Source organism: Dyella japonica, from assembly GCF_040545895.1.
Lineage (GTDB): Bacteria > Pseudomonadota > Gammaproteobacteria > Xanthomonadales > Rhodanobacteraceae > Dyella > Dyella japonica_D.
This window is the reverse complement of the sequence record NZ_JBEPMU010000007.1, coordinates 65,673-87,252: the sequence shown is the minus strand read 5'-3', so window position 1 is coordinate 87,252 and position 21,580 is coordinate 65,673. Positions and strand designations below refer to the sequence as shown.

At 64.9% G+C, this 21,580-nt stretch carries 23 protein-coding genes; 21 read left to right on the top strand and 2 right to left on the bottom strand.

The window, feature by feature from the left end; translation table 11 throughout:
* Nucleotides 1-31 precede the first annotated feature (31 nt).
* The 16 genes from ABIC75_RS21125 to ABIC75_RS21050 all read left to right on the top strand — a co-directional run bounded on the left by ABIC75_RS21125 (nt 32) and on the right by ABIC75_RS21050 (nt 15,252).
* The gene (locus tag ABIC75_RS21125; protein ID WP_354015870.1) at nt 32-928 is read left to right on the top strand and encodes a hydroxymethylglutaryl-CoA lyase; all 897 of its coding nucleotides are present in this window, start codon (nt 32-34) and stop codon (nt 926-928) included.
* Nucleotides 929-1,066: 138 nt separating this feature from the next.
* Complete coding sequence (locus ABIC75_RS21120; protein WP_354015869.1) at nt 1,067-2,338, top strand: sensor histidine kinase; 1,272 nt, start codon at nt 1,067-1,069, stop codon at nt 2,336-2,338.
* Nucleotides 2,335-3,099 (top strand): LytR/AlgR family response regulator transcription factor, encoded by a 765-nt coding sequence (locus ABIC75_RS21115; protein WP_354015868.1) that lies wholly within the window; start codon nt 2,335-2,337, stop codon nt 3,097-3,099. Before ABIC75_RS21120 ends, ABIC75_RS21115 begins: the two co-directional genes overlap by 4 nt.
* 42 nt (nt 3,100-3,141) lie before the next feature.
* Nucleotides 3,142-3,516 (top strand): hypothetical protein, encoded by a 375-nt coding sequence (locus tag ABIC75_RS21110; protein WP_354015867.1) that lies wholly within the window; start codon nt 3,142-3,144, stop codon nt 3,514-3,516.
* A gap of 97 nt (nt 3,517-3,613) precedes the next feature.
* Nucleotides 3,614-4,897, top strand: coding sequence for a metal-dependent hydrolase family protein (locus ABIC75_RS21105; protein ID WP_354015961.1), 1,284 nt, complete (start codon nt 3,614-3,616; stop codon nt 4,895-4,897).
* On the top strand, nt 4,894-5,379 hold the full coding sequence (locus ABIC75_RS21100) for a GNAT family N-acetyltransferase (RefSeq protein WP_354015866.1): 486 nt from the start codon (nt 4,894-4,896) through the stop codon (nt 5,377-5,379). The genes ABIC75_RS21105 and ABIC75_RS21100 overlap by 4 nt, the downstream gene beginning before the upstream one ends.
* Nucleotides 5,380-5,388: 9 nt before the next feature.
* A complete protein-coding gene (locus tag ABIC75_RS21095) occupies nt 5,389-5,988 on the top strand; it encodes a YdeI/OmpD-associated family protein (RefSeq protein ID WP_354015865.1) in 600 nt (199 codons plus the stop codon).
* Nucleotides 5,982-6,449, top strand: a complete 468-nt coding sequence (locus ABIC75_RS21090) for a GNAT family N-acetyltransferase (RefSeq protein ID WP_354015864.1) — start codon at nt 5,982-5,984, stop codon at nt 6,447-6,449. Before ABIC75_RS21095 ends, ABIC75_RS21090 begins: the two co-directional genes overlap by 7 nt.
* Nucleotides 6,446-7,021: a GNAT family N-acetyltransferase gene (locus tag ABIC75_RS21085; RefSeq protein WP_354015863.1), complete on the top strand. Its 576-nt coding sequence runs from the start codon at nt 6,446-6,448 to the stop codon at nt 7,019-7,021. The genes ABIC75_RS21090 and ABIC75_RS21085 overlap by 4 nt, the downstream gene beginning before the upstream one ends.
* A gap of 84 nt (nt 7,022-7,105) precedes the next feature.
* Nucleotides 7,106-7,867, top strand: coding sequence for an SDR family NAD(P)-dependent oxidoreductase (locus tag ABIC75_RS21080; protein ID WP_354015862.1), 762 nt, complete (start codon nt 7,106-7,108; stop codon nt 7,865-7,867).
* A 111-nt stretch (nt 7,868-7,978) separates the two neighbouring features.
* Complete coding sequence (gene efpL / locus ABIC75_RS21075; RefSeq protein WP_354015861.1) at nt 7,979-8,542, top strand: elongation factor P-like protein EfpL; 564 nt, start codon at nt 7,979-7,981, stop codon at nt 8,540-8,542.
* Between the two features lie 353 nt (nt 8,543-8,895).
* Nucleotides 8,896-9,897 carry a sensor histidine kinase gene (locus ABIC75_RS21070; protein ID WP_354015860.1) on the top strand — a complete coding sequence of 334 codons (1,002 nt, stop codon included), beginning with the start codon at nt 8,896-8,898 and terminating at the stop codon, nt 9,895-9,897.
* The gene (locus tag ABIC75_RS21065; protein WP_354015859.1) at nt 9,894-10,634 is read left to right on the top strand and encodes a LytR/AlgR family response regulator transcription factor; all 741 of its coding nucleotides are present in this window, start codon (nt 9,894-9,896) and stop codon (nt 10,632-10,634) included. Before ABIC75_RS21070 ends, ABIC75_RS21065 begins: the two co-directional genes overlap by 4 nt.
* 103 nt (nt 10,635-10,737) lie before the next feature.
* Nucleotides 10,738-11,904, top strand: coding sequence for an acyltransferase family protein (locus tag ABIC75_RS21060; RefSeq protein ID WP_354015858.1), 1,167 nt, complete (start codon nt 10,738-10,740; stop codon nt 11,902-11,904).
* Between the two features lie 393 nt (nt 11,905-12,297).
* On the top strand, nt 12,298-13,095 hold the full coding sequence (locus ABIC75_RS21055; RefSeq protein ID WP_354015857.1) for an N-acetylmuramoyl-L-alanine amidase: 798 nt from the start codon (nt 12,298-12,300) through the stop codon (nt 13,093-13,095).
* Between the two features lie 72 nt (nt 13,096-13,167).
* Nucleotides 13,168-15,252 (top strand): FUSC family protein, encoded by a 2,085-nt coding sequence (locus ABIC75_RS21050; protein ID WP_354015856.1) that lies wholly within the window; start codon nt 13,168-13,170, stop codon nt 15,250-15,252.
* Between the two features lie 15 nt (nt 15,253-15,267).
* Here the strand turns inward: ABIC75_RS21050 and ABIC75_RS21045 are convergent, their stop codons facing one another.
* Nucleotides 15,268-15,642 carry a YciI family protein gene (locus ABIC75_RS21045; protein ID WP_354015855.1) on the bottom strand — a complete coding sequence of 125 codons (375 nt, stop codon included), beginning with the start codon at nt 15,640-15,642 and terminating at the stop codon, nt 15,268-15,270.
* Between the two features lie 196 nt (nt 15,643-15,838).
* Here ABIC75_RS21045 and ABIC75_RS21040 point away from each other — a divergent pair, with 196 nt between their 5' ends.
* From ABIC75_RS21040 to kynU, 3 genes are read left to right on the top strand one after another with little or no spacing between them, the layout of a single operon-like run.
* The gene (locus ABIC75_RS21040) at nt 15,839-16,873 is read left to right on the top strand and encodes an amidohydrolase family protein (RefSeq protein ID WP_354015854.1); all 1,035 of its coding nucleotides are present in this window, start codon (nt 15,839-15,841) and stop codon (nt 16,871-16,873) included.
* The gene (locus tag ABIC75_RS21035) at nt 16,870-17,376 is read left to right on the top strand and encodes a hypothetical protein (RefSeq protein ID WP_354015853.1); all 507 of its coding nucleotides are present in this window, start codon (nt 16,870-16,872) and stop codon (nt 17,374-17,376) included. Before ABIC75_RS21040 ends, ABIC75_RS21035 begins: the two co-directional genes overlap by 4 nt.
* Before the next feature lie 56 nt (nt 17,377-17,432).
* Nucleotides 17,433-18,713 (top strand): kynureninase, encoded by a 1,281-nt coding sequence (kynU, locus tag ABIC75_RS21030; RefSeq protein ID WP_354015852.1) that lies wholly within the window; start codon nt 17,433-17,435, stop codon nt 18,711-18,713.
* Here kynU and ABIC75_RS21025 read toward each other — a convergent pair whose 3' ends face one another.
* The gene (locus ABIC75_RS21025) at nt 18,714-19,973 is read right to left on the bottom strand and encodes an MFS transporter (RefSeq protein ID WP_354015851.1); all 1,260 of its coding nucleotides are present in this window, start codon (nt 19,971-19,973) and stop codon (nt 18,714-18,716) included.
* 117 nt (nt 19,974-20,090) lie between these two features.
* Here ABIC75_RS21025 and ABIC75_RS21020 point away from each other — a divergent pair, with 117 nt between their 5' ends.
* Both ABIC75_RS21020 and ABIC75_RS21015 read left to right on the top strand, forming a co-directional pair.
* Complete coding sequence (locus tag ABIC75_RS21020; RefSeq protein ID WP_354015850.1) at nt 20,091-21,005, top strand: LysR family transcriptional regulator; 915 nt, start codon at nt 20,091-20,093, stop codon at nt 21,003-21,005.
* Between the two features lie 81 nt (nt 21,006-21,086).
* Nucleotides 21,087-21,578, top strand: coding sequence for a nuclear transport factor 2 family protein (locus ABIC75_RS21015; protein ID WP_354015849.1), 492 nt, complete (start codon nt 21,087-21,089; stop codon nt 21,576-21,578).
* Nucleotides 21,579-21,580 lie beyond the last annotated feature (2 nt).

The following is a 21,580-nucleotide window of genomic DNA, read 5'->3' as shown; positions in this document are numbered from 1 at the left end:
TGCCTGGCGGTAACGCGCTATGCTGATCGGCATGAGCACGAACCATGTCCGCATTGTCGAAGTCGGTGCGCGCGACGGCCTGCAGAACGAAAAGACGCTGCTGCCCGCCGACGTGAAGATCGCGTTGATCGATCGCCTCTCCAGCACCGGCCTCAAGACCATCGAAGCCACCAGCTTCGTCAGCCCCAAATGGGTGCCGCAACTGGCCGACGCCGCCGAGGTATTCCAGGGCATCCGCAAAGTGCCTGGCGTGAGCTATCCGGTGCTGGTGCCGAACGAACAGGGCTACGAACGCGCGCGCGCTGTCGGCGTCAGCGAGATCGCCGTGTTCACCGCGGCATCCGAAGCGTTCAATCGCAAGAACATCAACGCGTCGATTGACGAATCCATCGAACGCTTCCTGCCGGTGATGAAGCGCGCCAGGGAAGACGGCGTGAAAGTGCGCGGCTATGTTTCCACCGTGCTGGGCTGTCCGTATCAGGGCGAGGTGCCGGTCAGCGACGTCGTGCGCGTCGCGCGCCGCCTGCACGAGGTGGGCTGCTATGAAGTGTCGCTGGGCGACACCATCGGCGTCGGTACACCGGCCAAGGCGCGCGCCATGCTGGAGGCCGTGGCGCAGGAAGTACCCATCGCTGCACTCGCCGTGCATTTCCACGATACCTACGGGCAGGCGTTGGCCAACATCCTCGCCTGTCTGGAAGAAGGCGTCCGCGTGGTCGACAGCGCCGTGTCCGGCACGGGCGGCTGTCCGTATGCCAAGGGCGCCACCGGCAACGTGGCCAGCGAAGATGTGGTCTACATGCTGCACGGGCTGGGCATGGAAACCGGCATCGAGCTGGACATGCTGGTGGCCACCGGCGCCTGGCTGGCCGGCCAGCTGCACAAGGAAACGGCCAGCCGCGTGACGCGCGCGCTCACCGCGGCCTGAGCCCTCGGCGCCCTCGCGGCGCCTGGACGGCCGATTTTCATCCCCGCCCCGGGCCGTTTCGTCGCCCGCAGGGCCGGTTCCGTCGAAAAACGCGCGCCAGCGGCAGACCGGCTGGTTATTCTCCGACGCATCCCACTCATGGATGTCCTCGTGATGAAGAGCGTGTTCTTCGTAGCCCGCCTGGTCGTGTTCTGGTTCTTCGTGCTGCTGTTCGTGGTGCTGCTGCTCGCCAACAGCCCGCCGCTGCGCTACAGGGACACGGCGTCGATGTTCGTGCTGATCATCTTCCTGATCCTGATGATGGTGGTGACCAGCGCGGTGACGCACCTGCGACGCGTGCGCCTGATCGCCGGCCATCTCGACGACAGCACCATGGGCAACCGCCAGCGGCGGCAGATCGAGATTCCGCTGGAAGCCGGAGAAGCGTTCGACCTGCTCGACGCCGCTATCCGCGAACTGCCGCGCAGCGAGGACGTGGAAAGCGCACGCGACAGCCTGCAGATCCGCGCCAAGGTGCAGCGTCCCAAGGCCTACGGCACCAATCCGTTCGAACGTCTCGACCCGTCGCTGTGGTTCGGCCACGTGCGCAACCAGATCTTCGCCACGGTGACGCCGCGCGAGGGTTCCGGCAGCGTCACCCTGATCTGCGAACCGGAAGCCGGCGCATGGACCGACTGGTTCCGCGTGGACGACGGCACCAACCTGGAGAACGCCGAAGCCATCACACGCGCCGTGACCCGCCGCATCGCCGAAAAGCGCCGACAGGAACAACGTCGCGCCGCGCAGACGGAAAGCGAAAAGGAACGCACCGTGGCACGCCTGAACCTGCTTCATGCGCAGGTGGAGCCGCACTTCCTCTACAACACGCTGGCCAGCGCGCAGTACCTCACGCGTACCGATCCGCTGCAGGCCGACCACATGCTCGGGCATCTGATCCATTACCTGCGCCATTCGCTGCCGCAACGCGACGATGCACTGTCGCTGCTGGGCGACGAGCTGGAACGCACCCGCGCCTATCTGGAAATCATGCGACTGCGCATGGGGCCGCGATTGTCGCTGCAGATCGACGTGCCCGATACGCTGCGCGCCATCGCCATGCCGCCGATGATGCTGCAGACGCTGGTGGAGAACGCCATCAAGCATGGCCTCGAACCCAAGCCCGGCGGCGGCACGGTGTGGATCCTCGCGCGCCGCGACGGCGACACCGTGGCCATCACGGTGGCCGACGACGGTCGCGGCTTCAACGACGCCGCCGGCGGCACCGGCATCGGCCTGAAGAATGTGCGCGAGCGGCTGCGCCTGATCTACGGCTCCGAGGCATCGCTTTCAGTCGTCAGCAACGCGCCGGAAGGCGTGGCCGCCACCATCACCATTCCCTTGCGCAACGACTCCACGGACAACGCGTCGTGACCACTGCCATCCTTGCCGAAGACGAAACCCTGCTGCGCACGGCGCTGCGCGATCTGCTCGCGCGCGTCTGGCCGGAACTGGAGATCGTCGCGGAATGCGACGACGGCGCAAGCGCGCTCGAAGCGATCAGCGAGCAACGGCCTGACGTGGCCTTCCTTGACATCCGCATGCCTGGCTTGAGCGGCCTGGAAGTCGCTGCCGCCGCGATCGAGGCAAGCCCCGAAACGCAAGTCGTGTTCACCACCGCCTACGACCAGTACGCCATCGATGCGTTCGAACATGGCGCGGTGGACTATCTGCTCAAGCCCATCACCGAAGCGCGCCTGGTCGCCACCATGCAGCGCCTGCAGACCCGCGCCGCACCGCGTGCGACCGATGCCGCCGCGCTGTCCCAGTTGCTGCGCGAAGTGATGCTGCATCCGGGCTCGCGCAGCGAACCGCTCACCTGGATCACCGCCAGCACGGGACGCGAGACGCGCTTGATCATGGTGGACGACGTCGCCTATTTCCGCGCCGACAGCAAATACACCGTCGCCATGACGGCCGAAGGCGAAGCGCTGTTGCGCAAGCCTATCCGCGAACTGGCGGCCATGCTCGATCCGAATGTGTTCAAGCAGATTCACCGCTCCACCATCGTCAACCTGCGCGCGGTGGCCTCCATCGTGCGCGACGACACCGGCAAGGGCACGCTGCGCCTCAAGCAGCGACCCGAGACGCTGGTGGTGAGCCAACCCTTCATGACGCTGTTCCGGAACATGTAAGCCCCGGAGTCACTCACCTGCCGAGCATCACAAGAGGTCACCATGGAAAAGCTGATCCTTTTGTTCTACCTGTTGCTGTCCCTTACGGGCTGCGAGCGAACCCAAACGGTGGTCACGCACGAGCTGGACAACGGCGTGGACCAGATCTACAGCAAGATCCAGATCACCGCCGAGTTGGCCACCTTCCGCTGCCTGCGCAGCCGCAGCGGCCTGTGCCACTACACCGTGCTGGAACGCTCGTGCAGCACCAGCCGCGTGAACTGCGATCCGCCGATCACCGTGTTCACCATGCGCCAGGGCGACACGCTGCTGCTGTCGCATCTTCCTGACGATTTCGCCACCTGCGTCACCTCGGTGTCGACGCCCGATGGCGCCTGCGCCCAGCAATTGGCCGGCACCGGACACCGCACGCCCTGAACCGCTCTCGCAGCCCGGCGCCGGGCCTCGCTAGAATCGGACGCATCGACGGCGGGAGAACGCGATGCGGTGGCAACAAGGCAAGACCTGGATCGGCATGCTGACGGCCCTGACCGTCGCCAGCGCCACGGCGGCGACGGTGCCAGCCAAGGGCGACGTGCTGCTGGTGCCCGACCGCGTATGGACGGCCGATGGCGATACCGCCCACGCCGGCTGGGCCGTTCTGGTGCATGACGGCGCCATCGCCGCAGCGGGACCGGTGGATAGCGTGAAAGCACCAGCCAACGCGCAGCGCATCGCCCTGCCCGGCGCCACGCTCACGCCGGGCCTGATCGACCTGCACTCCCATGTGTTCCTGCACCCGTATAACGAAGCCCTGTGGAACGACCAGGTGCTGAAGGAACCGCAGGACTACCGCACGCTCGAAGCCGCCGCGCACGCGCGTGCCACGCTCATGGCCGGCTTCACCACGCTGCGCGACCTGGGCACCGAAGGCGCCGGCTTCGCGGACGTGTCGATCAAGCGCGCCATCGACGAAGGCATGATTCCCGGCCCGCGCATGTTCGTGGCCACGCGCGCCATCGTGGCGACGGACAGCTACGGCCCCGGCCCGCGCGGCTTTCGACCCGACATCGACCTGCCCGGTGGCGCGCAGGAAATCAGCGGCGTGGACGAAGCCATCCACGCCACGCGCGAACAGGCAGGCCACGGCGCCGACTGGATCAAGCTCTACGCCGATTACCGCGTAGGCACGGATGGCAGTACGCAGCCCACGCTTTCGCTCGCCGAAATGAAAGCCATCGTGGATACCGCGCATCTTTCCGGCCGCCCGGTGGCCGCGCATGCCTCCAGCGACGAAGGCGTGAAGCTCGCGGTGGAAGCGGGCGTGGACAGCATCGAGCATGGCTACGGCGCCAGCGAAGCAACGTTCCGCCTGCTCAAGCAACACGGCACCGCGTACGAGCCCACGCTCACCGCAGTGGAAGCCACCGCGCAATATTTCGAACACTACGTACCAGGACAGAGCGAACCCACCGCACGCATGAAGGAAGCCGAGCGTGCGTTCCGCACGGCGTTGAAACTCGGCGTCACCATCGGCAACGGCAGCGACGTGGGCGTGTTCACGCACGGCGACAACTGGCGCGAGCCGGCCAACATGGTGCGCGACGGCATGACGCCGCCGCAGGCCCTGCACGCTGCCACCAATGTCGCGGCGCGCATCCTGCGTCAACAGGACAAGTTTGGCCGCATCGCCCCGGGCCTGCGGGCCGACCTCGCCGCGTTCACGGGCGACCCGAGCACGCACATCGACGATCTCCAGCATCCCGTCTTCGTCATGAAGGACGGCTCCATTTTCCGCACACCACAAGCCACGCCATGAACGATGTTCTGATTCGCCCCATCGAAGCACGCGACAACGCCGCCGTCGCCGACATCATCCGCACCGTGATGCCGGAGTTCGGCGCCGACGGCCCGGGCTTCGCCATTCATGACGCCGAAGTCGACGCCATGTACGAAGCCTATGCCCGTCCACGCAGTGCGTACTTCGTGGTGGAACGCGGCGGCAAGGTAATCGGCGGCGGCGGCATAGCGCCGCTGGAAAACGGCGAGGCGGACGTGTGCGAGCTGCGCAAGATGTATTTCCTGCCCGAGGCACGCGGCATCGGCGCAGGCAGCGCCATGATGCTGCGCTGCCTCGATGCAGCCCGCGAACGCGGTTTCCATCGCTGTTACCTGGAAACGCTCACCGGCATGGATGCGGCGCAAGCGCTCTATCGTCGCCATGGTTTCCGCGCGATCTGTGCACCCATGGGCGGCACCGGACATTTCAGTTGCGACCAGTTCTATCTGCGCGATTTGTAGGAGCACGTCATGGCCCGCGATCACCGCATCGATGCCTACATCCTCGAGGCGCCGCCATTCGCCCAGCCCATCCTCGAACATCTGCGCGATCTTGTGCACGAGGGTTGCCCGGAGGTGGAGGAAGGCATCAAGTGGAGCATGCCGTTCTTCAGCGTCAACGGCTCGCCCATGTGCCAGATGGCGGCGTTCAAGCAGCATTGCGCGTTCGGTTTCTGGCGCCACAAGGAAGTGACGGGCAGCGACCGGCGAGACGGCATGGGCCAGTTCGGCAAGCTCAGCTCGCTGAAGGACGTGCCGCCGAAGAAGACGCTCATCGCGCTGATCCGCAAGGCCAAGGCCTTGAACGAAAGCGGCGTGAAGGTGGCCCGCCCCAAGGCCGCGCCCAAACCCGCGCCGACGCTGCCGGACGATGTCGCCGCGTTGTTGGCCATGAAGAAGCACGCAGCCGCCCGCAAGACCTACGAGGGCTTTCCACCCAGCGCGCAACGCGACTACGTCGAGTGGATCACCGAGGCGAAAACCGAGGCCACGCGGCAGAAACGCATCGCCAGCACGCTGGAATGGCTCGCCGAAGGCAAGCGACGAAACTGGAAGTACGAATCATGCTGAAGGCCCCTGCCCTGCACTTCGAGATCGACGATCCCGAAGCACCCGAGGTAGCGCCGCTGCTGTTGCAACTGGACGGCTATCTGGCCGAGCTCTATCCCACCGGCAACATCCAGCCGGTACCGCTGGCGGAACTGAAGCAACCGAACGTGACCTTCCTCACCGCGCGTGTCGACGGCAAGCCCGTGGCCTGCGGCGCCTTCGTGCGTCATCGCGACTATGTGGAAGTGAAGCGCATGTACGTGCTGCCGGCATGTCGCGGACTGGGCCTGGGCAAGCAATTGCTTGAGGCGCTGGAGGCGGAAGTGGCGCGCAGCGGCGGCACGCTCGTCCGCCTGGAAACCGGCACGGCGCAGGCCGAAGCGCTGGAACTCTACGAGCGCGCTGGTTATCGTCGCTGCCCGCCCTTCGGCGAACACTCATCCAACCCGCGCAGCATCTGCATGGAGAAAGTTCTCGCATGATCCGTATTGCCCATGCCGACGATGCCACGGCCGTCCACGAGATCTACACGCCCTCGGTATTGCACGGCGTGGAAACATTCGAAACCGAACTTCCCGGCGTGGATACGATGCGCGAGCGCATGCTCACGCGCCTGCGCCATTACCCGTGGATCGTCTGGGAGGAACACGGCCGCGTGCTGGCCTATGCGTACGCCAGCCGTTTCCGCGAACGCGCGGCGTACGACTGGATCGCCGAAACCTCCATCTACGTGCACACCGACGCGCGCCGCCGCGGCATCGCCCGCAAGCTCTACGGCACGCTGCTCGATGCGATGCGCCTGCAAGGCATCAACCAGGCGGTGGGCGTGATCACCCTGCCCGGCCACAGCAGCGTGACCATGCATGAGGCCATGGGCTTCACGCCGGCCGGCGTGTGGCGCAGCTCGGGTTACAAGCTCGATGCGTGGTGGGACGTGGGCGTGTGGCAGTTGGAGCTGCAGCCGCCGGAAAACCCGCCCCGGCGCGTGCTGCCGTTCGCGGAACTGCGTGAGACGGGTGGCTGGGCCGCCTTGTTGCAACGCGCCAACGCCTGAGCCATTCCGCCCCTCGCCCAGGCCCGCGCGGCCGGGCCCCGTCCTCGGCTACCATTCCGTTTTTGGCATTACCGAGGACGTTCCATGCAGCTCAATCAGGTCAAGGCGATCATCACCGGCGGCGCCTCCGGTCTCGGCCATGCGGTGGCACAGCACATCGTCGCCAACGGCGGCCAGGTGTCCCTGTTCGACGTGAACGAGGACAAGGGCCAGGAAGCCGCCAAGGCACTGAAGGGGCATTTCTTCCGCACCGACGTAACCTCCGAGGAAGGCGTCTCCGCCAACGTCGCTGCCGCGCGCGATGCGATGGGCGGCCTGAACGTGGTGGTGAACTGCGCCGGCATCCTGGGCGCGGGCCGCATGCTCGGCAAGGACGGCCCGATGCCGCTCAACACCTTCGCCACCACGGTGATGGTGAACCTGGTGGGCAGCTTCAACGTCGCCAAGGCCGGCGCAGCGCTGATGCAGACCAACGACGCCGGCGAAGACGGCGAGCGCGGCGTGATCATCAACACCGCGTCCGTCGCTGCGTTCGAAGGCCAGATCGGCCAGGCCGCGTATTCGGCCTCCAAGGGCGGCGTGGTCGGCATGACACTGCCGATGGCGCGCGAGCTGTCGCGCTTCGGCATCCGCGTGGCCACCATCGCGCCGGGCATCTTCTGGACGCCGATGGTGGATGGCATGCCGCCGCAGGTGCAGGAATCGCTGTCGGCTTCGATCCCGTTCCCGTCACGCCTGGGCAAGCCGGAGGAGTTCGCCAACACGGTGGGTTTCATACTCGGCAATGTCTACATCAACGGCGAAACCATCCGCCTCGATGGCGCGGTGCGTTTGCAGCCCAAGTAAAAGAACAGGAGATAGTGGAGAGTAGTGAGGAGTGAGAAATGCTCCCCGCTCTCCGCTCTCCGCTCTCCGCTCTCTCTCACTCCTCACTCCTACTCACTCACTCCTGACCCTATGAAAGCTTCCGACGTCAAGAAAGGCAACGTGGTTGAACACGACGGCACCGTCTACCAGGTGCGCGACATCGAGCGCAGCTCGCCGACGGCGCGTGGCGGCAACGTCACGTTCCGCTTCACCATGTATTCGATCCCAGGCGGCCGCAAGTTCGACCTGAGCCTGCGCGCCGACGACGATCTCAAGGAAATGGACCTGGTTCGCCGCGCGGCGAACTTCTCGTACATGGACGGCGAAGCGTTCGTGTTCATGGACAACGAGGATTACACCCAGTACCTGCTCTCGTCGGAACTGGTGGGCGACAACGCCGGCTATATCGTGGAAGGCGTCGAGGGCTACTACGTGCAGCTGATCGACGACGCGCCGGTCGGCCTACAGGTGCCCACCAGCGTAACGCTCACGGTGGTGGACACCGCGCCGGAACTGAAGGGCGCCAGCGCCACCAAGCGCACCAAGCCGGCCAAGCTCAACACCGGCATCGAAATCCAGGTGCCGGAATACATCACCAACGAAGAGAAGGTGTGGGTGAACACGCTGACCGGCGAGTTCGCCGGCCGCGCCTGATCGCTGCCGCAGGTTCGTCACGAAAGCGCCGGGGAAACCCGGCGCTTTTTGTTTGGTTTCCGGCGGTGGCAAGGTGCCGGGTTTTCGCTTCTTCCTGTCCTGGCAATGAAAGCAAGCCCAGGCACCAAAGACCGCGGCGTCGCAGAAGGAACCGCAGTGATGTTCTACTCCTGGCCGACTCACCCCTCCTATGTCCCGCTTGCCACATAAAAATGTCGGTCGCCGCGGTCGCCGCTACACTCGCTCCAATGAATGCGCTATCTCGCCCACCTGCGGCACGCCTCCCTAGCGATGACGGCGTGAAGTTTTCTCCGAGATCCCTGGCCGTGCTATGGGTCGTATTCTGGCTACTCATGATCAGCGTCTCGTCCCAGGAGAATTTCCGCAATCCGCTCACCCGCTGGTGGGAGCCTGTCTTGTGGGAAGGAAGTTCCGCACTGGTGGCGACAGGATGGCTGTTGCTCGCTGTACGAATTCGCAAGCGCCATGCGCTGTATCTGGACAGGCCTTTGGTCTGGTTCGGCACCTATCTGCGATGGCTGCCAGTGATCATCATCACGTGGATCGCGGGGGCTTACTCCATACGACATGGCGTTTACGCCTTCGTTGGCCGTGCCTACGAGCACCCAAGCTGGGGCTTCGTCGCCGTGTATGAGAGCGTCAAACTGACGATTTTCGTAGGATTGTGGCTCGGCATCCTGTTTGGCATCGACTCCCATGGGCAATGGCAGCGCCAGCAGCAACGCTTGCTGGAAATGCAGAGGGCGCTGGCCTCGGCGCAACTTGCACACCTGCAGGGACAGCTACGGCCGCATTTCTTGTTCAATGCGCTCAACACTGTATCGGCCCTGATGCATACCGACGTCGCACGAGCCGATCGCCTGGTGGCGGCGCTTGGCGATTTGCTGCGTATCAGTCTTCGGTCCAGCGAAGGAGAAATGACGTCGCTCGCTCAGGAACTCCGCACGCTTGAGCTATATGCAGACATCATGCGCGAACGGTTCCGGGATCGTGTAGCGCTGACATGGCAGGTCGACCCGGCGCTCCTCGACATTCCCATTCCCGCTTTATTGCTGCAGCCCCTGCTGGAAAATGTGTTCAAGCACGGCGTCGAACGTACGGTGGCGCGTGTACGCATCAACATCGGTGCACGATGTGAAGACAGGAATCTGGAAATCGTCGTGAGCAACTCGGGCTCCCTGTTGACACCGGGACATCATGATGGGGTGGGACTGCGCAACTGCCGGGACCGACTGCGCATCGTCTACGGCAACGCGGCGTCCCTGATTGTCCATGAGGAAGGCGATGGCGTTGCTGCGCGCGTTTCCATACCACTGGCGGGCACCACTCCATGATCCGCGCCGTGATTGCCGACGACGAGGCACCCGCCCGCGAAAAGCTCGAACGCTGGGTGGCGGAGCAACCGGACATGAAAGTGGTCGGATCGGCCGAAGACGGATTGTCCGCGGCTCAATGCATCGAACGACTCCGCCCGGAAGTGGCCTTTCTCGATGTCCAGATGCCGGCATTGTCCGGGCTACAGGTTGCGGCACAGCTTGAACTATCGCGTGCGCCGCTGATCGTGTTCGTCACCGCCTATGACGAGCACGCGGTGAAAGCATTCGACCTCAATGCAATCGATTATCTGCTCAAGCCTTACGACAGCGATCGATTCGCGCGCACGGTGCAACGTGTGCGGGAGAGACTGCATTCCCATGAGTCCGGGGCCAAAGCAGTAGCCATTGGGAGGTCGCGGGATGTCTCCTGCGAGCGCCTGCTCGTGCCGGATCACGAACGACTTCAGCTGATCGACTCTGCATCGATCGAATGGCTTGAAGCTGACGGCAACTATGTCCACGTACACACCGCTGTGCGCACTTATCTCTTGCGCAGGACATTGCAGGATCTGCTATCCCAACTGGGCGAACTGCGCTTCATGAGAATACACAGGTCGATAGCAGTGAACCTGAGTTGTATCGCTTCGCTCACCTCACTCTTCAAGGGTGACTACGAAGTCCATCTTCGCAACGGCCGCATTCTCCGGCTCAGCCGACGATATCGAGAAGCTTTGTTCGCCCGCATGGGGCGCTAACGTCCGCCTCACCACGGCGACGTCCCGTTCCACCCCAAATCAGCTGCCAGTCGACCGCCGATCGATCACGCTCTTCCTGTCAACGAGATAGGAGACTTGAGTCATGCTTGCTGCTGACGGAGCGCGTGAGCGCTACGACTTTCTGGACTGGTTGCGTGTTATCGCCATCTTCGTGCTGTTCTTCTTTCACACGGGAATGATCTTCGTCGGCTGGGGCTGGCATATCGTCAACAGTCAGACCATTCCCTCCCTGGAATGGCCGATGGATATTGCCCACCGTCTGCGCATGCCGTTGCTGTTCGTCATTGCTGGCGCGGGCATGTGGTTCGCGCTGCAACGACGCAGCGCCGGAAGATTCCTGAAGGAACGAACGATCAAGCTGCTCCTGCCCCTTATCGTCGGCATGTTCCTTATCGTGCCACCGCAGATCTACTACGAACGACTGCTCAGGGGGCAATGGTTCGGTAGCTATCAGGCGTTCTATGCAAAACGAGTGCTGAATTTCATCCCCTACTCGACGGGTGACTTCAGTTGGCATCACCTGTGGTTCATCCTGTATCTCTACCTGTACGTCCTATTGCTACTACCCGCCATGCTGTGGTGGAAACGAGATACGCCGCGTCTGGTGCCAGGGATATGGCTATGCCTGCTCGGGGTTCCCCTTGGCATCAACGAAGCGCTGCTGAAGCCGTTGTTCCCGGAAACCCATGCCCTCGTCGGCGATTGGTACATCTTCAATCACTATCTGCTTCTGACTGCCTATGGATACGTGATGGCTTCCATGACCGGCGTTTGGAAATGGCTTTCCGACGTTCGACGATGGTCGCTTATCGCAGGGATCGCGTCTTTCGCGCTGCTGATCTCGCTGTTCAACACCGGCGTGATCGCTCGCGGATCGGCGGCCGATGGGATCGGAGCCAACATCTTCACATGGCTCTGGATGATGGTGTTTCTGGGCTATGGCTATCGCTACCTTTCCTTCGTGAACCCGTTGCTCGTTTGGGCGAGAGAGGCCAGCTATCCCTTTTACATCCTGCACCAGACGGTAATCGTGGCGATCGGGTACTACATCATCCAGTGTTCGTGGGCGCCGTGGACGAAGTACTTCGTCATCCTGATGCTCAGCATGAGTGCATGCGTTGTGATCTACGAGGGATGCATACGGAGGTTTCCAGTGCTTCGTCTCGTCTTCGGAATGAAGAATGCGCCCTCACATGCGCCTCTTTCCTCGGCACCTGCTCAGCGCGCCGCAGGCGACGATATTCAGTAGATGATCGCTAAAGCGCACTCACCGAAGTGCCGCGCCCAGGGCCATAGCGCCTCAAGACCCGACCCATGGGCGTACCCAAGCTAATGAAAACGCGGGCGGCAGGATTGAACACCGCTCTGCATTCATTGGTGGACCGATCTCCGACGTTCCTGGTTATCTGAGCTCGCCCAGTGCGGATCCAGTGACCCTCGAGCTCACGCCTGCTCCGGCCCACCCCGGAGATTCTCTGGATCGATCTCGATATAGTGTGGGAGCACGCAGCGCAATCCTTGTCTCCCCATTCGGTGAAGAAACCGCGAAACGTGCTTTCTTCACTTTGTACGACAGAGCGACATAGTCGAGAAAATCAGGCAACTTGTTGAGCTACCGCTTCTATTATCAGGAATGAATGCCGTGTCGCGTCCCCACGCCCCGCATGCTCGTTTCTTTCGTGCTCGCCACCTGCTGACGCCGCTGCTGCTCGTACTGGCGCTTTCCGCGTGCGCGCCGGCGCCGGTGCACAACCCCATCGCGCAATGGGTGCCTTCGCCCAACTTCGACGCGCGCCGTCCGGTGCTCATCGTCATTCACTTCACCAACGAGCATTCCGCCGAACAGGCCCTCCACACGCTGCGCACGGCCAATAGCGGCGGGCCGGTGAGTTCGCATTACCTGGTCGGCAACGATGGCCGCATCTACCAGTTGGTGGCCGACAGCGAACGCGCGTGGCATGCGGGCGCGGGACACTGGGGCACGATCACCGACGTGAACTCCGCTTCCATCGGCATCGAGCTGGACAACGATGGCGACTCGCCCTTTACGCAGGTGCAGATCGACAGCCTGCTGCGCCTGCTCGCCGACCTCACCGATCGCTTCCGCATTCCGCGCACGCAGATCATCGGCCACGAAGACCTCGCGCCCGGACGCAAGGACGATCCCGGCCCGCGCTTCCCGTGGCAGCAACTGGCGCAGGCCGGCTTCGGCCTGTGGCCGCGCGTGGCGCTGGTCGATCCGCCGCCGGGGTTCGATCCGTGGTCGGCACTCGGCCTGATCGGCTATCCGCTGGACGACCGCTCGGCCACCGTGCGCTCGTTCCACCACCACTTCCGCGGCATGGACGGCGACACGCTGGACGACCAGGACCTACGCATCCTGTTTGCGCTGTCGCGGCAGCTGGGTGCGACGGGCGGCACCACGCCATCCGGCGGCTGAGCGTCGTGCCGTCGCATTCGCTTCAGGCGGACTGAGGCAGAATCACCGTATTGCCAAGGAGCTTTGCGCGTCATGTCCTCGACGGGTTATTCGCTGCGCGCCACGGTCGTCGACAGCCTGCTCACCGCCAAGCGGCCGGACGTACCGGTGCGCGTGGTCTTGCGCAACACCGCGGCGGTCATCCTGCCGCTTGGCATTGGCATCGCCACCGGCCATCCCGGCATTGGCCTGGGCATTGGCGCCGGCGCGCTGGATACCATGTTCTCGGACCAGCCCGGTCCGTATCGCCAGCGCATGACGCGCCTGCTGCTGGCCTCGCTCGCCGCGGGCCTGGCGTCGCTGATTGGCTTCCTGATTGGCGACCAGCTGATTCCCATACTGTTCGCCACGGCGGCGTTCGGTTTCTTCGGCGGGCTGCTGGTGGTGTTCGGTCCCGACATGGCCCGCGTGGGCATGACCAGCATGATCCTGCTGGTGGTCACCGCCGCCACGCCGCGTCCCTTGAACGAAGCGCTGGGCGCTTCCGCGCTGATCTTCGCCGGCGGACTCCTGCTGACGCTGTTCTCGGTGGCGGCGTGGCCGCTGCAACGCTATCGACCCGAGCGGCATGCGCTGGCGGCGGTGTATCGCGGCCTGTCGACGCTCGCGCGCCAGCAGGAACACGACGACGCCGACGTGCCCGCGCTCACCGATGCCATGACCACGCTGCAACACACGCTGCTGGGGCGGCATCACGCACGCGGTCGTGCGATGGAAGCCTTCGGCGTGCTGCTGGAACTGGCCGAGCGCATCCGCCTCGAACTCACCGCCATGGCGGAGCTGCGCGCCAACCCCACCATCCATGCGATGTTCCGCGGCGACGCGGCGCGCGTGCTGGCCGCCATCGCGGATGCACTGGAAGCGGCCGAGTCGCCGCAGCAGGCGGAACACGCCTTGCAGACATTGCAGGCGAGCGAGAACGCCTTGCTCGGCGATGGCGGCAATGCCGACGGTCTGGCCACGCACATCCACGCGCTGTCCGGCCAGTTGGCCGCTGCGGTACGTAATGCGAACTGGGCAGGCAGCCGCGGTGAATTGCGCGCAGCGGACGCGGAAACGCCCCTGCCGGCGGCGCTGCGCAGCAGCTCGACGCGCGCCACGCTGCGCGCCAACCTCACGCCGCATTCGGTGGCGTTCCGCCATGCCGTGCGCAGCGCGGTCACGCTCACCGCCACGTTGTTCGTGTCGCGCGAGCTTGGCCTTCCCCATGGCTACTGGCTGCCGATGACGGCGGCCATCGTGCTGCGTCCGGATTTCGCCGCCACCTTCAACTTCGGCCTGCTGCGCGTCGTCGGCACCATCCTGGGCCTGGTGCTCACCACCGCCTTGCTGCACTTCACGCCGCACGATGCGTGGGCGCACCTCGCGTTGATGGCGGTGCTGTGCATGGGCTTTCGCTATCTGGCCACCGCGCACTATGGCGTGGCGGTAGCGGCGCTCACCGGCACGGTGGTGATCCTGCTGTCGTTCGAGGGCGTGAACTCCAGCGACGCGGTGCTCGATCGCGTGATCAACACCGCGCTGGGCAGCGGCATGGCCTTGATCGCCTATGTGCTGTGGCCCACCTGGGAACGTGCGCGTGCACGCGTGGCGCTATCGGACATGCTCGACGCCTACGCCGATTACCTCAGCGCGCTGGCCCATCCCGAACGCCGCGACGGCCGCCGTGAGGCACGCACCGCCGCGCGCACGGCACGCAGCAACGCACAGGCTTCACTCGATCGCATGCGCGCCGAACCGGCCACGCCGGCCACGCTGCTGGAACTGGCCAATGCGCTGTTCGCCAACAGCAATCGCCTGGCGCGCACGGCCATGACCCTGGAAGCGCTTATCGACGACCACCACGACCTGCCCGAGACGGCGGAAATGTGCGCGTTCGTGGATCACTCCGCCACGGCCATGCATCAAATCGCCGCCGCGTTGCGCGCGCAACGCACGCCGGAACAGTTGCCCGACCTGCGCGGCCTGCAACGCACCCTGGCGACGCTGCTCAACATGGCCGAGGACCGCCAGGCCGCCGAACTGCTCACGCGCATCAGCGACCGCCTGGTGGACAATGTGAACACGCTGGCCCACATCACCGGCCGCAGCCACAGCAAGTCCGCGGCAACGGCCTGAAGGGTTCAGCGAGGGTCAGGCGCCGACACTGCGACGCACGGCGTCGATGTCGCGCACGGCGCGTACTTCGATGCGGCCGGTACGTGCCCACGGAAATTCCGCAGCGATGCGCACGGCCTCGTCCATGTCGGCCGCTTCTATCAGGTTGAAGCCGCCGAGGTATTCCTTGGCTTCCGCGAAAGGACCGTCCATCACGCTCATCTTGTTGTCGCGCATGCGCAGCGACTTGGCCTGCGCGGGCGATTCGAGCTGCATGGAGTCGAGCAGGCAGCCCTCGGCACGCAATTCGTCGGCGTGCACGAAGCAGCCGTGCATCATCGTGTCGAACTCACCCGGCGGCAGGGCCTCGAGCAGGGTGTCGTCGTTGTAGATCATGACCAGGAACTTCATGTTGCCTCCCATGGCAAACGGACGCCGTTGCGCCCGCCATGATGCCGGTAAAACGTTGCGGGATGCACGTTCGGCGTGGCGCCGGTTCATGGGTCGGCCGGGGGAATCTCGCCATAGCTGAGCCAGGCGGCCAGCGGCGCCGGTTTACGCTGCACCGCGCCGAGACGGCACCCCGCCCCTGACTTACACTCGGGGCATGCTCAAAATCGACACGCACGCCCATATCCTCCCGCGCGACTGGCCCAACCTTGCCGCCAAGTTCGGCGACGAGCGTTTTCCCGTGATGATCCACAACGACGGGCGCCATCGCATCTACAAGGACGGCAAGTTCTTCAGGGAGGTGTGGGACTCGGCGTTCGACCCGCAACAGCGCATCGACGACTACGCGCGCTTCGATGTGAGCGTGCAGGTGGTGTCCACCGTGCCGGTGCTTTTCTCGTACTGGGCGCCGGGCTACCAGGCGCTGGAGCTGCACCGCCATCTGAACGACGAGACGGCGCGCATCTGCAACGACTACCCGCGCCACTACGCCGGCATCGGCACGGTGCCGTTGCAGTCGCCCGATCTGGCCATCCGCGAACTGGAACGCTGCATCGACGAACTCGGCCTGCAGGGCGTGCAGGTCGGTTCGCACTGCAACGACTGGAACCTCGATGCCCCCGAGCTGTTTCCGTTCTTCGAAGCGGCGGCGGATCTGGGCGCAGCGGTGATGGTCCACCCGTGGGACATGATGGGCACGGCTTCCATGCCCAAGTACTGGCTGCCCTGGCTGGTGGGCATGCCGGCCGAGCAATCGCGCGCCGCGTGCTGCCTGGTGTTCGGCGGCGTGCTGGAACGCCTGCCCAAGCTGCGCGTGATGCTGGCGCACGGCGGCGGCAGCTTCCCGTGGACCATCGGCCGCATCGAACACGGCTTCCGCATGCGCCCGGACCTGGTGGCCACCGACAACCCGCGCAACCCGCGCGAGTACCTGCAGCGCCTGTATTTCGACTCCTGCGTGCACGACCCGGCCGCCCTGCGCTATCTCCTGGATGTGACAGGGGTCGAGCGCGTGATGCTGGGGACCGACTATCCTTTCCCGCTGGGGGAACAGCATCCTGGCAGCGGCATCGAGTCACTCGGGCTCGACGACGTGGCCCGCGCGCGGCTCTTCCATGGCACCGCCCTGGAATGGCTGGGGCTGCCGCTCAACCGTTTCGAACCTCACACCCTTGCACAGGAAAAGGCATGAGCGTCTTCCGCAACATGATCATCGCCGCCGCCCTGGCGCTGACCGGAGCCGCGCACGCCGCCGACGTCAGCATGGCCGGCGGCAGCGTCACCTTCAGCACGCCCGACCAGTGGATGGGCATCATGGAAACGCAGGGCGACCCTGAGGTACGCGTGTTCCAGGTACCCGACCCCTCGCCCAGCGGCAGCAGCAGCCTGGCCCGCGTCACCATCACGGTGAAGCAGGTGGGCAGTGCCGGCGAGTTCCAGCAATATGTTTCCGGCGCCATGGGCAAGGCCAAGGCGCTTACCGGCTACCAGGCCGCCAGCGGCGGCGCGCCGGACAACTTCGTTTACACGGCGCAGGAAAACGGCGCGCCATACAGCTACAGCGAGCGTTACTGGTTCAAGGACAACCACGCCATCCAGTTGCGTTGCGTGCGTCCGGCACAGGGCCAGGCCGGCGCCGCGTGGCGTACCTCCTTCGACAAGGGCTGCGATGCCATCGCCGCGCGCCTGAAGTAAGTCGTCATCCACGTCGTGCCCCGCTGCGGGCACGACGCTTCTGCAAGAGATTCCCGATGTCCGCTCCGTTCGAAGCCACCCTCGCCTGGGCGCAGTCCCAGGATGCCGCCGATCCGCTGCGCGGCTTTCGCGATGAATTCCTGATCCCGAAGCACGAGGGTCGCGACGTCCATTACTTCTGCGGCAACTCGCTGGGTTTGCAGCCGCGCGCAGTGCGGCCAGCCTTGAGCGCCGAACTCGATTCGTGGGCGGACCAGGCGGTGGAAGGCCACTTCCGCGGCGACCTGCCATGGATGGATTACCACGAGTTCGTGCGCGACGACCTCGCCACCGTGGTGGGCGCGCAGCCATCCGAAGTGGTGGCGATGAATACGCTGGGCGTGAACCTGCACCTGATGATGGTGAGCTTCTATCGCCCCACGCCGGAGCGTCACGCCATCCTGATCGAAGCCGGTTCGTTCCCCACCGATCGCTACGCCGTGGAATCGCAGGTGCGCTTCCACGGCTACGACCCGGCCACGTCGCTGATCGAACTGCAGGGTGACGAAGCGAACGGCACGATCTCGATGGAAGCCGTCGAACGCGTGCTGGCCGAACACGGTTCGCGCATTGCGCTGGTGATGTTGCCGGGCGTGCAGTACCGCACGGGCCAGGCATTCGACCTGGCCGCCATCACGCGACTGGCCAGTCGCCACGGCTGCATGGTGGGTTTCGACCTGGCGCACGCGGTGGGCAATCTGCCGCTGCAACTGCATGACGTGGGCGCGGACTTCGCCATCTGGTGCAGCTACAAGTACCTCAACAGCGGTCCGGGCGCGGTGGGTGGCGCCTTCGTGCATGAGCGCCATGCACGCACCACGCTGCCGCGCTTCGCGGGCTGGTGGGGCCACGATAAGACCAGCCGCTTCCAGATGGGTCCGCAATTCGTGCCCACGTATGGCGCGGACGGCTGGCAGCTCAGCAATCCGCCGATTCTCGCGCTCGCGCCGCTGCGCGTGTCGCTGGAGATCTTCCGTCGTGCCGGCATGTCCAAGCTGCGCGAGAAATCGCTACGCCTCACCAGCTATCTGGAATGGCTGGTGCAAACGCAGCTGGGCGACGTGCTGGAAGTGGTGACGCCGAGCGATCCCGCGCGTCGCGGTTCGCAGCTCTCCATTCGCGTGCTTGGCGGCCGCGAGCGTGGCCGCGCGCTGTTCGACGACCTGGTGGAACACGGCGTCATCGGCGACTGGCGCGAGCCCGACGTCATCCGTATTTCGCCCACGCCGCTGTACAACCGCTACGCCGACTGCGTGGCCTTCGTGGAAGCTACGCGGCGCTGGGCGCAACGCGGCTGATCAAACGGCGCGGTTCACACCGCGCCGCGCCATTGCATCCACCACGAAGGCGAGTCCGCAGAGCGCAAGACCGACGGCGCATACGCCCGTCCACCCCGCGGCAGCCCATGCACTACCGGCCGCCACGGCGCCCGCGCCACCGCCGATGAAGAACACGCCGACGAAGAGTCCGTTGAGTCGGCTGCGCGCGGCCGGATCGAGCATGTTGATCGCGCGCCGTCCCAGTGTCTGGTCGCCAACCGCGCCGGCATCGATCACGATGGCGGCCGCTACAAGCAAGCCCAGCGCCACGTGCGAATGCCGCGCGATGTCGAGGCCGAACCAGCCCGCGCCAGCCACGCCCGCCAGCACGAAGCCCAGCGTCGCCACCACATGCGCGATAGGCATGCCCACCACGCTGTAGCCACGATCGCCTGCCCTTCCCGCCAATGGCGCCACCACCGTACCGGCCACACCGGCGAGCGCGAACCAGGCCAGGCTGCGGCTATCCAACGAAAACGGCGCCTGCACCAGACGCAGCGCAACGCCAGTCCAGAAGGCACTGAACGCCGCCATCACGATGGCTGCCGAAATGGCGTAGCGACGCAGCACGGGTTCATCGCGCCATAGCGTCCACAGCGACGCGATCAATCCACGATAAGACGTGTGCACCGGCGGCTGCCGACGCGGCAAGGCAAACCACAACATCACGGCGAGCAACGCATCGAATACGCCGAGCAACCCGTAACAGGCGCGCCATCCCCACGTTCCTTCGACCAGGCTGGCGAACGGACGCGACAGCAGGATGCCCAGCATCACGCCGCTCATGACATTGCCTACGGCGCTGCCGCGATGCTCCGGCTTGGCCATGGCCGCCGCCAGCGGCACCAGGATCTGGATCGCGCACGAGGTCGCACCCGCCACGCACACCGCAAGCAACAACCACCATGCCTGTTGCGCCACCGACGCCGCGCACAGCGCCAGCGCACAGGCGAGCAACGTGATGGTGGTCAGGCGCCGGTTTTCGAACAGGTCGGCCAGCGGCACCACGAAAAGCATGCCCACGGCGTAACCCAGCTGCGGCAGCATCGCCACCAGGCCCGTGAGCGACGACGGCAGGTGCATGGCGCGAGCCACCGGGCCCGCCAGCGGCTGCGCGGCGGTGAGGTTGATGATGATCACGCCCACGGCAAACGCGAACAGCAGCGTCAGCGGCGTGGTCAGCTCGGCCTGCACCTCGTCAGCGACGGCGTCGATGCGGTGGCGGGAGGGATAGCGCATGGGTAGGCCTTGCCAATCGGTAGGCCAGCGATGCTAAATAGCCGATCATCATGATGACAGTGAATAATCATCATAGTTTTCATGCGTACCTCGCATGACATGCCGGACGATGGAATCATGAATACGCGAGATGTGAGGGCCTTCATTGCCGTGGTGGACACGGGCTCCATCGTGCAGGCCGCGACGCAGCTGCATCTCACCCAGCCGGGCGTGACACGTCGCGTGCAAAGCCTGGAGGCCTTGCTGGGCGTGGAGCTGCTGGACCGGCAGTCCAAGCCGTTGCGCCCCACCGCCGCGGGGCGCGAGATCTACCAGAAGGGCCGCGACCTGCTGCACGCGGAAGCCGATCTGCTGGCCTTTGCGCGTACCGATATCGAGCCGGGCGGCGAATTGCGTCTGGGCATGCCGCCGTTCCTGGCCGACCGCGCGCTCACCACGCCCATCGACGCGCTGCGCTCGCGCTATCCAAACCTCGCGCTGCGCATTCTTGCGGCGTGGTCGCTCGGGTTGGTGGAGCAGGTTGAAAGCGGCCTGCTTGATGCGGCGGCGGTGGTGCTCTCCGAACACACGCCGCCGCCGGTGAACATGACCTCGCACGCGTTCGATCGGCAACCCCTGCGCATCGTGGCCGCGCCTTCGCTGGGCCTGCGCGCGCGGGCCACGCTCAAGGATCTCGCTGCGTTCCCGTGGGTGCTCAGCCAGAACGGTTGCGGCATGCGTTCCACATTGCGGCGAGCCATGGAAGAACGCGGCCTGCCCTGCAACGTAGGCGTGGAGGCCTTCGGCGCCGATCTTCAGCTTTCCTTGGTGGCGCGCGGTGCCGGCATCGGCGTCATCACGCCCGACCTGCTTGCCGCCAGCAGTTATCGCAGCCAGCTGAAACTCGTCACCGTCACCGACTTCCAGATGGACATGATTGCCTGGCTCATCCACCGCGCATTGCCGCCGCGCTTGGAAGCCCCGGTCGCCATGCTGCTGGATCAGCTCAAGGCCGTGATGTCGAAACGGCCACGGTCGCGCCAAGCGTCTTGAATGGACGTCCATCCGCCGGGCGACGCGTGCGCAACGGGCAGGCTTGCCCCATGATGGACGCACCCAAGACAAGGAATGGCCATGCGCAACGCACTGCTTGCCCGACTGACCTGCCTGATCGCCCTGCCGTTCGCCGCTTGCCTGGCACATGCCGAAACACCTGCCGCCATTCCAAGCGGCGATGAATTGACCCGTACCATTGCGTCGCTCGACACCAAGGTGTTCGACGCCTACAACCACTGCGACCTGAAGACCTTCGGCGAATACTTCAGTACCGACGTGGAGTTCTATCACGACAAGGGCGGGCTGATGACCTCGCGCGACGCCGTGGTGGAGGCCACGCGTCGCAACATCTGCCACAAGGTGCGCCGCGAACGGGTGGGCAACATCGAGGTGTATCCGATCAAGGATTACGGCGCCATCGAGATCGGCACGCACAAGTTCTGCCAGATCGACACAGGCAAGTGCGAAGGCATGGGCAAGTTCTTCCACATCTGGCGCTACCAGAACGGCCAGTGGCAGCTCACGCGCGTGATGAGTTACGACCATCACCCGATACCGCCCGCCAAATAATC

Bases quoted from the DNA above. Each gene is read 5' to 3' on its own strand.
- ABIC75_RS21090 (WP_354015864.1), top strand. From the start codon at position 5,982: ATGCTGAAGGCCCCTGCCCTGCACTTCGAGATCGACGATCCCGAAGCA.
- ABIC75_RS21100 (WP_354015866.1), top strand. From the start codon at position 4,894: ATGAACGATGTTCTGATTCGCCCCATCGAAGCACGCGACAACGCCGCC.
- kynU (WP_354015852.1), top strand. From the start codon at position 17,433: ATGTCCGCTCCGTTCGAAGCCACCCTCGCCTGGGCGCAGTCCCAGGAT.
- ABIC75_RS21025 (WP_354015851.1), bottom strand. From the start codon at position 19,973: ATGCGCTATCCCTCCCGCCACCGCATCGACGCCGTCGCTGACGAGGTG.
- ABIC75_RS21015 (WP_354015849.1), top strand. From the start codon at position 21,087: ATGCGCAACGCACTGCTTGCCCGACTGACCTGCCTGATCGCCCTGCCG.
- ABIC75_RS21045 (WP_354015855.1), bottom strand. From the start codon at position 15,642: ATGAAGTTCCTGGTCATGATCTACAACGACGACACCCTGCTCGAGGCC.
- ABIC75_RS21125 (WP_354015870.1), top strand. From the start codon at position 32: ATGAGCACGAACCATGTCCGCATTGTCGAAGTCGGTGCGCGCGACGGC.
- ABIC75_RS21065 (WP_354015859.1), top strand. From the start codon at position 9,894: ATGATCCGCGCCGTGATTGCCGACGACGAGGCACCCGCCCGCGAAAAG.
- ABIC75_RS21060 (WP_354015858.1), top strand. From the start codon at position 10,738: ATGCTTGCTGCTGACGGAGCGCGTGAGCGCTACGACTTTCTGGACTGG.
- ABIC75_RS21035 (WP_354015853.1), top strand. From the start codon at position 16,870: ATGAGCGTCTTCCGCAACATGATCATCGCCGCCGCCCTGGCGCTGACC.
- ABIC75_RS21080 (WP_354015862.1), top strand. From the start codon at position 7,106: ATGCAGCTCAATCAGGTCAAGGCGATCATCACCGGCGGCGCCTCCGGT.
- ABIC75_RS21110 (WP_354015867.1), top strand. From the start codon at position 3,142: ATGGAAAAGCTGATCCTTTTGTTCTACCTGTTGCTGTCCCTTACGGGC.
- efpL (WP_354015861.1), top strand. From the start codon at position 7,979: ATGAAAGCTTCCGACGTCAAGAAAGGCAACGTGGTTGAACACGACGGC.
- ABIC75_RS21050 (WP_354015856.1), top strand. From the start codon at position 13,168: ATGTCCTCGACGGGTTATTCGCTGCGCGCCACGGTCGTCGACAGCCTG.
- ABIC75_RS21105 (WP_354015961.1), top strand. From the start codon at position 3,614: ATGCTGACGGCCCTGACCGTCGCCAGCGCCACGGCGGCGACGGTGCCA.
- ABIC75_RS21020 (WP_354015850.1), top strand. From the start codon at position 20,091: ATGAATACGCGAGATGTGAGGGCCTTCATTGCCGTGGTGGACACGGGC.
- ABIC75_RS21085 (WP_354015863.1), top strand. From the start codon at position 6,446: ATGATCCGTATTGCCCATGCCGACGATGCCACGGCCGTCCACGAGATC.
- ABIC75_RS21095 (WP_354015865.1), top strand. From the start codon at position 5,389: ATGGCCCGCGATCACCGCATCGATGCCTACATCCTCGAGGCGCCGCCA.
- ABIC75_RS21040 (WP_354015854.1), top strand. From the start codon at position 15,839: ATGCTCAAAATCGACACGCACGCCCATATCCTCCCGCGCGACTGGCCC.
- ABIC75_RS21070 (WP_354015860.1), top strand. From the start codon at position 8,896: ATGATCAGCGTCTCGTCCCAGGAGAATTTCCGCAATCCGCTCACCCGC.
- ABIC75_RS21120 (WP_354015869.1), top strand. From the start codon at position 1,067: ATGGATGTCCTCGTGATGAAGAGCGTGTTCTTCGTAGCCCGCCTGGTC.